Here is a 7,694-nt window from a genome sequence, read left to right on the forward strand (position 1 = left end):
GCTTCTTGCGCTTTCGTTCGGCGGGCGCATTTTGGTGTGAACACGGTGCTAACATGCGCGGACTTTCGATGAACCTCCCGAAGTCCGCCCGCCATGTCCCCCGCCAACTTGTTGCAACTGATCGTGCTCGCCGCCCTGTGGGGCGCGTCGTTTCTCTTCATCCGCGTCGGCGTCGCCGAGTTCGGCGTGGCGCCGCTAATGGCCTTGCGCGTGAGCATCGGCGCCGTGTTCCTGGTCGCGATGCTGCTCTCCCGCCGCCCGCTCGCCGCCACCCTCGCGACGCTGCGCGCGCGCTGGCTCCCGTTGCTCGCGGTGGGCATTCTCAACTCGGCCGCGCCCTTCTGCCTCTTCGCGTATGCCGAACTGACACTGTCCGCCGGCGCCACGTCGGTCATCAACGCGACGACCCCGCTTTTCGGCGCGCTCGTCGCCTTCATTTGGCTCAAGGACCGTCTGACGACCGCGCGCACGATCGGCATGGCGATCGGCTTCGCGGGCGTGCTCGTACTCGTGTGGAACCAGATCGCACCGGAGCACGGCGCGCAAGACGCCGCGCTGCCCGTGCAAGGCATGCTCGCGGCGGCCGCGGCGCTCGCGGCATCGGCGCTTTACGGTGTCGCGGGCAACTTCGCGAAAAAGTACCTGATGGACGTCGACGCGATGACCAACGCGGCCGGCAGCATGATTGGCGCGACGCTCACGCTCGCGCCGATCGCGATCTTCACGTGGCCGTCCGCGCCGGTTTCCGCGCACGCGTGGGGCGCGGTGCTCGCGCTCGGCATCGCCTGCACGGGCATCGCGTATTTCATCTATTTCCATCTGGTCGCGGTCGCCGGCCCCGCGCGCGCGATGACCGTCACTTTCGTGATTCCGCTCTTCGGCATTCTGTGGGGCGCGCTCTTTCTCGGCGAGCACGTCTCGCTCGTCATGATCGCGGGCTGCGCGATCGTGCTCGCGGGCACCGCGCTCGCGACGGGCGTCGTGAAACGCATGCCGTTCGCGGGGCGGCGCAAGCTCGCGCGATGAACGTCGCGTGATCGAAAAGTAGCCTATTCTCCGCGCACCGGCCCTCGCCCCGCCTTGATCGCGCCGCGCTTCACCTTGCCTTCGACGCGGCGCGTCTGCGATGCGCGCGTCGGCTTGGTCGCGATGCGCTTGCGACGCGTGATCGACACGCTATGGATCAGCTCGTCGAGCCGCGCGAGCGCCGCGGCGCGATTCATGTCCTGCGTGCGATGCTGCTGCGCCTTGATGACGATCACGCCGTCGCGCGTGACGCGGCTGTCGGCGAGCGCGAGCAAACGCGCCTTGATGTGCTCCGGCAACGACGACGCGCGGATGTCGAAACGCAGATGGATCGCGCTCGACACCTTGTTGACGTTCTGACCGCCCGCGCCTTGCGCGCGCACGGCCGTCAGCTCGATTTCATTGGGCGGCACGGCGAGGCTGTCGGTGATGCTCATCGGTCGGCTCCTTTATCGGCCTTTTTGATACGCACTTCGCGCGCTCCGTTCATGTCAGGCGGCGCATTCGCGCGGCAAGCCCGGAATCGCGCCGCGTCGGTTCCCTGACGGCCTGCGCGAAGATCGCCGCCGATCCGATCACGTCGACCCTTCGTTTCGCCCGCGTGATCGCCGTGTACACCAGCTCGCGCGACAGCACGCGCACGAACGCGCCCGGCAACACGAGCGCGGCGTGCTCGAACTCCGAGCCTTGCGACTTGTGCACGGTGAGCGCGAACGCGGTGTCGTGCGGCGGTAGCGCGGCGGGCGACACATAACGCAGCGCGCCATCGGCCATGCGGAACGCGACGCGCAACAAGCCGTCGGCGCCGGGCAGCGCGATGCCGATATCGCCGTTGAAGAGCCCGAGCGCGTAGTCGTTGCGCGTGACGATCACCGGCCGCCCGGCGAACCACTGCGCACCGAGCGCCAGCGCGATGCCCGCCTGCTCGCGCACTTTCGCGGCGATGCGCGCGTTCACGTCGTCGACGCCGCGCGGCCCCTTGCGCGTCGCGCACAGCACGCGAAATCGATTGAGCGCATCGAAGAGTCGGGCGTGATCCGCCTGCGCGCTGTCGAGCACGGTCGAAAGCGCTTCGGCGTAGGGCGCGAAGCCTTTCGCGAGCCGCGCGAGCGTGCGTTCGGACAGCGCCGCGTCGCCATCGTCGAACAGCGCGGCCGCGCGCTCGCCGGACGGATCGAGTGCATCGAGCGCGGCCTGTTCGTCGCCGTCCCGGATCGCGATCGACAGACGCCCAATGTCGGAATCGAGCCCGAAGCGATAGTTCTTCTGCAACCACACGACGCAATCGGTGAGCGCGGGTTCCGCTCTTTCGCCGATGTCGCTCCAGTCGCCGGGCAGCCTATCGAAGAGATCGGCGTAGCCTTCGGAGTCGAAGAGTCCGCGTTGCTGCGCCCGCGTCTGTGCATGCGGCAACGCGGCTTCGAGGCGCTTCGCATCGACCGAAAGCGCAGCCGCGACGCGCGCCACGCCCGCATGGCTGAACGACGGCTCCGCGCTCAGTTCCGCGAACACCGCGCCCGCCTCCACCGCCGACAACTGATCCTTGTCGCCGAGCATCACGAGACGGCTTGCCGGCGCGACGGCTTCGAGCAAGTGCGCGGCGAGCGCGACGTCGATCATCGAGGCTTCGTCGACGACGATCACGTCATACGGCAAGGGATTGTCGCGATGATGCCGGAAGCGCCCGTCCGACTGCACGCCGAGCAGACGCTGCAAAGTGAACGACGTGCGCGGCAGGCGCGCGGCAAGTTCGGACGGCAACTTGTCCGCGCGTTCGATGAGCGCCTCCTGCATGCGCTGCGCGGCCTTGCCGGTCGGCGCGGCGAGCGCGATGCGCAGGTCCGGATCGGCATCGAGCAGGCACGCGAGCACGCCGACGACGGTCGTCGTCTTGCCGGTGCCCGGGCCGCCGCTCACGATCGTCAGCCGTCCCGCCAGCGCGACGAACGCGGCGACGCGCTGCCAGTCGATATCGTCGTCGGCGGGCGGACCGAAATAGCGCGCGATGCGGGCCGCCTGTTGCGCGATGTCCGCCTGCGAGACCGGCATGCGCGCATCGCGCGAGCGTTCGACGAGCGCCCGCGCGAGCCGCCGCTCGTAGTCGAAGTAGCGTGCGAGATAGAGCCGCCCGTCCTCGTCGATGACGAGCGGCAGCAGGTCGGCCGCTTCCGCGCGCGCGCCGCTTCGCACGAGGCACGCGACGCCGCTCGCAAGCAGCGCGTCGCGCGCCTCGTCAAAACGCGCGTCGTGACGGCGGGCGAGCGCGGCGAGCGGCAGGCACACGTGGCCTTGCGCGGTCGCGCGGCTCATCGCGCTCGCGGCGCGCCCGGCCCACAGTACGCCGTGCTCGCCCGCGCCGAGCCGCGCCGCGAGCGCGCTCATGCGCCGCGCGAAACCTTCGGCGAGCGCCGCGCTTTCGTCGGCGGGCGCGGGCACGGGGCGCGCCGCCTGCATGACATTGAGCGTGCTCATGCCGCGCCTCCCGACATCAATCGATCGAGCGCTTCGACCAGTTCCAGCGATGGCCGCCCGGAATGCACGCCGCTTGGCTGCCCGCCATCGCGCCAGCCGGGACGCACGCCGCGCACGAACAGATACAGATAGCCGCCGATATGCGTCTCATACGCATAGCCCGCGAGCCGCGCGCGCAAATATCGATGCAGCGCCACCACGTAGATGAGCGCCTGGAGGTGATACGCGTGTTCCGCCATCGCCACGGCGAGCGGCGCGGCGGCATAGTCCGATGCGGCATCGCCCAGATGATTCGACTTCCAGTCGATGATCCAGAAACGGCCTTCATGCTCGACGATCATGTCGATGAAACCCTTGATGAATCCGCGCAACGCGCCCGACTCCAGCGCGACGTCCGGAAAACCGTGCGCGGCGAGCACGCGGCGCAACGCGGTGAAATCGAGCGAATCGGCGGAGAACAGAAACTCCAGTTCGTTCATGCGGCGCGCCGGCGCGATGGTTTGAAGCCGCATGCCGGGCGCGATTTCGCTCGTCACGGTATCGGCGAGCAAACGCAGCATCATCGGACGCAGACGCGGCGCGAGTGTTTCCGGCGCGGGCGTCGGATGCTCGCGCAACGCGCGCTCGACGGCCGCCGGCCATCCCGACGGCTCCGTGAAATCCGCAAGCTCATACATGCGATGCAGGCACTCGCCCGCCGCCGCGCCACGCGGGAACGCGAGAATGTCGTCGGAATCGAGCGGAGCTTCGTCGCGCGCGGTGGAATCCGTGCGCATGGCGTCGTCGAGCGCGGCGAGTTCGTCGTGATCCGGACGCGCTTCCACCGGCTGCGCCTGATTCGCCTCGTCGCGCGCGCCCGCCGCGATCAGCGAACTGAAGCTCGCCATGCGCCAGCGATCGCGCAAGATGCGCCGATTCGTGCGCGCGGCGATGTCGTGTTCGTGAGACGCATCGGCCGCGAGCGGCTCGCGCACGTCGATAACCGGCAGCGGCGCGACGCTAATCGCGCCGTCGGACTGCGCCGCAACCGCATGCCACGCCGCGACGATCTCCGCTTCCTCCGGCGGCTCGTTGCAGAACGCATCGAAGTCATTCGCGCCGCCGGCGACAAGCCAGTTGAGCACGCTGCGCCGCGACTCCTTGGTCGACCGGTTCGACAGATAGAAACCCGCGACGACATAGCAGCGAAACACCGCGCGCGTCAACGCGACATACACGAGACGCGCGCGCTCGGCCGCCTGTTCGCGCGCGATGGCCGCGCTCGCGTGATCGTCTTCGTCGCCTTCCATGCCGTAATGCAGCACCGCCACGCCCGCGTCGTCGTGGTACTCGCGTGCATCGGGCAAGCCGGATTTCGACGCGTCGCGCGACGCGCCGTCGTTCAGGAACGGACAGAACACGACCGCGTATTCCAGCCCCTTCGACTTGTGCACGGTCACGATCTGCACGAGATTGCGATCCGATTCGAGACGCAGTTGCGCTTCCTCGCCGCCGCCCTGCTGCTCGCGTTGCGCGGCGAGCCAGCGCAGCGTCGGCGCGATGCCGGGCTGCTCGGCCGAACGCGCCTGCAGCAACTCCGCCAGATGATTCACGTTCGTGAGCCGGCGCTCGCCATCGGGCCGCGCGACGAGGCGCGTCGCGATCGACAGTTCGCGCGCAAGCGTGCGCCACATCACCGCGAAACCGCGCTCGTGCCAGATCGTGCGATAGCGCGAGAAGCGCTCGACCCAGCTCGTCGAATCGATCGGCTCGCCGTGCGGATCGGCGGCGTCCGCGTGTTCGAGCCGCCAGAGCGCGGCGGCGTCGAGCCCGAACCAGTCGGTCGCGAGCGCGGCGCGCAGACGTCGCAAATCGCCCGGCGTGTCGATGGCGGCGAGCACGCGCTCGATCTGCTCGGCGTCGAGCGAGCCGAACACGGACGCCTGCGCAAGCTCCACGCTGCCAATGCCCCACGCCGCGAGCACGCGCTTGACCAGGCTGCCTTGCCGATGCGTCTGCACGAGCACCGCGATGTCGCCCGCCGAAAGCGGCGCGTGGCCGATGGTCACTTCGCCGCGCTGCGCACCGCGCAACAGCCGCGCGATCTCGGCGGCGCACGCTTGCGCCGCGTCGCGCTGCGCATTGACCTTGAGCAGCGCCGATTCGCCGTGCGGCAACATCCAGACGCAAAAATCCGCGATATCGGAATAGGCGGCGGCCGGCGTGTCGTCGACGAACGGACCGCGCTTGCGCGTGCCCGCGCGCACCGGCTGATAGTCGAGCCCATCGAGAATGAACGCCGCCGGATTCGCCCCGAATACGCGGTTGCACGCCTCGATGAGCGGCGGCGTCGAGCGCTGGTTGACCGCGAGCGTATAACGCGCGCTCGCGCCGTCGCGGGCGGCGAGATACGTGTGCAGATCGGCGGCGCGGAAGCTGTAGATCGCCTGCTTCGGATCGCCGACGAGAAAGAGCGGCCCGTGCGGCGCGAACACGCGGTTGAAAATCGCGAACTGCAGCGGGTCGGTGTCCTGAAATTCGTCGATGAGCGCTGCCGGATAACGCGCCCGCAACGCCTCGGCGAGCCACGCGTGTTTCACGAGCGCGTGATGCAGGTTCGACAGCAGATCGTCGAACGACACGACGCGTCGCGCGCGCTTTCTCGCGGCGAGTTCGGCAGGCGCGTGATCGAGCCACTCGCGCACGATGCCGAGCCACGTCGCGCGCTGCGATGCCTCGGCCGCGACGGCGGACGCGGCGAGCGAGTCGGCGTGATCGAAGAAGACGTGCGCGGGCGGCGTGTTCTTCGCCTTCGTGCCCTTAGCGAGCGCCGTCGCGGTGAGCTTCAGCGCTTTCTCGGGCGGCGGCGCATGGCAATCCGCGTCGGCGAAGTACGCGGTCCACGCGTCGATGGCCGCGTCGATGATCGTGCGCTTGTGCGTCGTCTTGTTGAGGATCGCTTCGGCGTCGAAGAGCAGCTTCGCGATGCTGTCGCGCTCGGCGTTCCACAGCGCGCAGGCTTGGTCGAAGAGCGCTTGCATGTCGGCGGCTTCGGCGGCATCCATGTCGCCGAAACGCAGCGCCGCCAGCGGCTTTTTCAGACGCCGCGCGAGTTGCGCATCGAGCGATGCCGGTCCCGCGCCCTTCGCCACGAGCCACGACGCGAACGAAGGCGTGCGCGCCGCCACCGGCTCCACGCGCTCGCGCCAGAAATCCGCGGCAAGTTCGAAGCGCAGCGCGCTGTCGTCGGCTTCCATGTCGAACGCGAACGGCATCGCGGCCGCGAAGGGCGCTTCCTGCAGCGCGCGCTGGCAAAACGCGTGAATCGTGTGGATCGCGGCCTGATCGAAGGTCGATACCGCGATGCGCAGGCGCTTCGCGGCTTCGTCTGCGTCGATCTCGGCGAGCGTCGTGTCGAAAAGCTGCTCGATGAACGGATCGCCCGCCGCGTCGCCGTTTTCAATCGCATGCGCGACGCCCACGAGCCGCGAGCGGATGCGCTCGTGCAACTCGGCGGTCGCCGCCTTCGTGAACGTCACGACGAGAATCTGCTCGACGGACAAGCGCTTTTCGAGCAGCAGCCGCACGTAAAGCGCGCAGATGTTCCAGGTCTTGCCGGTGCCGGCGGAAGCCTCGATCTGGTTCACGCCGTCGAGCGCGCAAGAGAAGACGTCGAGTTCCCGCACGTCGATGTTATCCACGGATGAAATCACGTTCGTCATGCGCCGCTCCGCAGATGCTGCACGAGCGGTTCGAACACGATGCGCGCGAGCGCGGCGAAGGCTTCGTCGAGTGCGAGGTCCGCGCCGCGAAATGCGATACGGAACACGGGATCGTCGGATTCGGCGCGCGTGCGCTCGGATTCCCACGCGGCCTGCGCTTTGGCATCGCCCTCCTTCACCTTGAGCCACGCGCTCTTCGGAAAGAAGCGCAACGGCATGCGGCGTCCCGCGCGATAGAGCGACGCGAGCGCGGCAAGCTGCGCGAGCGGATCGGCGACGGGCAGCAACTCGAAATCCGCCGATGGCGAACCGCGCCCGTGCCAGATCGTGCGGCGCGGGCCGTCGGGCAGCGCCGCGCAATACGCGAGATGCGCGAGCCACGCGGACAAATAATCCCGCGCGCGCGGCGCGTCGTAGCGATAGATCACCTGGCCTTGCGGTGTGAGCGCATTGAGCGTGCCGACGAGCGTCATCGGACGGACATCGACGAGCGAG

4 protein-coding genes and 1 pseudogene are annotated in these 7,694 nt (G+C 68.6%); 1 reads left to right on the forward strand and 4 read right to left on the reverse strand.

Going from position 1 to position 7,694, the window contains the following annotated elements:
• Nucleotides 1-93: 93 nt before the first annotated feature.
• Nucleotides 94-1,026, forward strand: a complete 933-nt coding sequence (locus AWB82_RS28590) for a DMT family transporter (RefSeq protein ID WP_086972686.1) — start codon at nt 94-96, stop codon at nt 1,024-1,026.
• 23 nt (nt 1,027-1,049) lie between these two features.
• Here the strand turns inward: AWB82_RS28590 and arfB are convergent, their stop codons facing one another.
• The 4 genes and pseudogenes from arfB to AWB82_RS28610 form a co-directional block, all read right to left on the reverse strand.
• A complete protein-coding gene (arfB, locus tag AWB82_RS28595) occupies nt 1,050-1,463 on the reverse strand; it encodes an alternative ribosome rescue aminoacyl-tRNA hydrolase ArfB (RefSeq protein WP_086972687.1) in 414 nt (137 codons plus the stop codon).
• A gap of 49 nt (nt 1,464-1,512) precedes the next feature.
• A complete protein-coding gene (gene recD, locus AWB82_RS28600; protein WP_086972688.1) occupies nt 1,513-3,498 on the reverse strand; it encodes an exodeoxyribonuclease V subunit alpha in 1,986 nt (661 codons plus the stop codon).
• Nucleotides 3,495-7,199, reverse strand: coding sequence for an exodeoxyribonuclease V subunit beta (gene recB / locus AWB82_RS28605; protein ID WP_086972689.1), 3,705 nt, complete (start codon nt 7,197-7,199; stop codon nt 3,495-3,497). Before recB ends, recD begins: the two co-directional genes overlap by 4 nt.
• Nucleotides 7,196-7,694 (reverse strand): annotated as a pseudogene (locus AWB82_RS28610) (exodeoxyribonuclease V subunit gamma); the annotation flags it as partial. The pseudogene AWB82_RS28610 and the gene recB, both read right to left, overlap by 4 nt.

Origin of the sequence: Caballeronia glebae (assembly GCF_001545035.1) — a bacterium.
In the GTDB taxonomy this organism is placed as follows: domain Bacteria; phylum Pseudomonadota; class Gammaproteobacteria; order Burkholderiales; family Burkholderiaceae; genus Caballeronia; species Caballeronia glebae.

What these genes read in the sequence shown, in the direction of transcription:
- recD (WP_086972688.1), bottom strand. Translation starts at nt 3,498, where the DNA reads ATGAGCACGCTCAATGTCATGCAGGCGGCGCGCCCCGTGCCCGCGCCC.
- recB (WP_086972689.1), bottom strand. Translation starts at nt 7,199, where the DNA reads ATGACGAACGTGATTTCATCCGTGGATAACATCGACGTGCGGGAACTC.
- arfB (WP_086972687.1), bottom strand. Translation starts at nt 1,463, where the DNA reads ATGAGCATCACCGACAGCCTCGCCGTGCCGCCCAATGAAATCGAGCTG.
- AWB82_RS28590 (WP_086972686.1), top strand. Translation starts at nt 94, where the DNA reads ATGTCCCCCGCCAACTTGTTGCAACTGATCGTGCTCGCCGCCCTGTGG.